Here is a 2,145-nt window from a genome sequence, read left to right as displayed (position 1 = left end):
ATATAACGAAGAAAGACCGCATGAATCACTGGGAGACTTGTCACCATTTGATTACAAGTTGATTAAAAATAAGTCGGAAAACTCTAGTTTAGGTTGGCACTAATAAGGGGAGGTTTACAAAATCGATTAAGGAAAACTTAGTAAAAGATCAAATGTCGAATTGGAAACAACTGGATGATTTAAATAAAAAGCTTAGAGAGCAAGCTCAATCCAATCAGGTCGACGATGCAAAACTTACACAGTTATCCGATGAAGCAGGCCAATTGATTAGTCAAACAATTAAAGCCAAGACAAAAGCCGAAAATCAAATTTTCATGACCTTAAATGACGAGCAAAAATCAAAGTACAAAGAATTTATTAATAAACGTGAAGATAAGATTAAAGAAATCTTTAAACAATGTCATTAATAGCACCACTGAGAGTAGACTTTAACCAACTACGTTACCTCTTTTAATTCGTTAGTTCTCACGAATAAAGAGGTAACTTTCAAACATTTGCAAAGCAGTATTCTCTTGCCCCTAAAATACCAGAAAATGAAGCCAAACTTATGCACAGTTCCAAATTTATTTTACACTTCGTTTAACCCTAAATAACAAACAAAGCGCTGTAGTTAAATCAGTGCTTCACTGGAAATTCAAATTAGGAACTATTTTATCTTCAACCTCTTTTGCAGCAGAATTTAAATTTGCAAATAATGTTTGAGATGTAGAGATAAGAAGCGCTGCTTCTTTTGCTTCACGTAGTTTTATTTCTTCTTCACTAATAGCAGGATCTTCCGGGGCAAATTTCTTAGCTTGGCTAAGCGCATGTTCAGCACTCTTCCAATCTTTCTCTGCTTTATAAGTACAGGCAATATTTAACCATGCATCAGCAAGCTCTTGTTTATCCTCCGTTTTTTCCAAGATACAAGTAAAATACTTTCTTGCTTCAGGAAAACATGCCAAACGAAAAAGGGACATTCCCATTTGATTAATGATAACCAGGTGTTCCGGAGCAAGATGGAGTGCCTGTAAATATATTTCTTGGGCTTTTTTATAATCTTTATTTTTATAAAAATGATGCCCATATTGACCTAAGCATTCTGTAAGATTAGATAAAATAATATTTCTTAAGACTATATTTTGTTCACTGCATGCTGCTAATGCTTTTCGATAGTATTGTATTGCATAATTAAAATTTCTATCTATATTTTGCTGTACAACTCGCTCATCTTCGACCACTCTCGCCAGGACTTCAATGTATTGTTCATACCAACTGGCTATACTTTGTAAAAATACAGGGTTGTCACAGCATATTTCCAATGCTTTTTTAATGAAACTTTGCGCGCCTTTAAAAAATTTAACGCTGTTTGCCAGATCGGTTTCAAGATAATGCAGTGCAAATTTTATATAAAGCAATCCCATATTGTGCCAGGCCGAAGCTCCAGCTGGATAAATCTTAGTTGCCGTTTGGTAAGATTGTAGTGCTGCAGTATCCTCATTTTTTCCTTCATAACATTGGCCTAATAAATCAAACGCATAAGAAACATTAGCTACTGCATCTAAATTATTTTGTCTTAATTCAATGAATTTTTTTAATGAAGAAACAGCTTGCTCTTTTTCATCACAGAAAAAGTAACATTTTCCTAAATAAAAGTAGCTTTCTGCTACTTCTGGGTTTTTATCAATTGCTTGAAGAAAAAAATCTTTCGCTATTGCATAATTATTTTCATCATATGCTTTTACGCCACTCATATGGAACGAATTAAACATAGTAGTTCCTATTTATCACTGTTAAAAATGCCGTAATTTATCATAGGAAATAATTTATTTGTATAAGACTGCAATAAAGTACCTGCTGCAAACCCACTAAAAACATTTTTCTGCATTTCTAATTCAAGTAGCAAATATTTTTTAGCATGCGTTAATACACTATAAATCTGATGATGCTGAAGAATATTACTTCCTGAACAGTTTCTCGTATCGGGTTTAAAATGTTTTAATGGCGATTTATAAAATATTTAGAAGACAAAATAGTTAATTGCTAGTGTAAACCTCCCCTTATTAGTGCCAACCTAAACTAGAGTTTTCCGACTTATTTTTAATCAACTTGTAATCAAATGGTGACAAGTCTCCCAGTGATTCATGCGGTCTTTCTTCGTTATAT

General features: G+C 33.2%; 2 protein-coding genes. One reads left to right on the top strand and one right to left on the bottom strand.

The genetic code is table 11. The features are described from left to right. The first annotated feature begins 152 nt into the window (after nt 1-152). Nucleotides 153-407 (top strand): hypothetical protein, encoded by a 255-nt coding sequence (locus ELY11_RS12240; RefSeq protein WP_127033885.1) that lies wholly within the window; start codon nt 153-155, stop codon nt 405-407. 216 nt (nt 408-623) lie between these two features. Here ELY11_RS12240 and ELY11_RS12235 read toward each other — a convergent pair whose 3' ends face one another. After that, the gene (locus tag ELY11_RS12235; protein ID WP_127033882.1) at nt 624-1,751 is read right to left on the bottom strand and encodes a tetratricopeptide repeat protein; all 1,128 of its coding nucleotides are present in this window, start codon (nt 1,749-1,751) and stop codon (nt 624-626) included. Nucleotides 1,752-2,145 lie beyond the last annotated feature (394 nt).

This window comes from Legionella septentrionalis (assembly GCF_003989745.1).
Lineage (GTDB): Bacteria > Pseudomonadota > Gammaproteobacteria > Legionellales > Legionellaceae > Legionella_A > Legionella_A septentrionalis.
Note: the sequence above shows the minus strand (reverse complement) of the source record. Positions and strands in the feature narration are given on the sequence as shown.

What these genes read in the sequence shown, in the direction of transcription:
- ELY11_RS12240 (WP_127033885.1), top strand. Translation starts at nt 153, where the DNA reads ATGTCGAATTGGAAACAACTGGATGATTTAAATAAAAAGCTTAGAGAG.
- ELY11_RS12235 (WP_127033882.1), bottom strand. Translation starts at nt 1,751, where the DNA reads ATGTTTAATTCGTTCCATATGAGTGGCGTAAAAGCATATGATGAAAAT.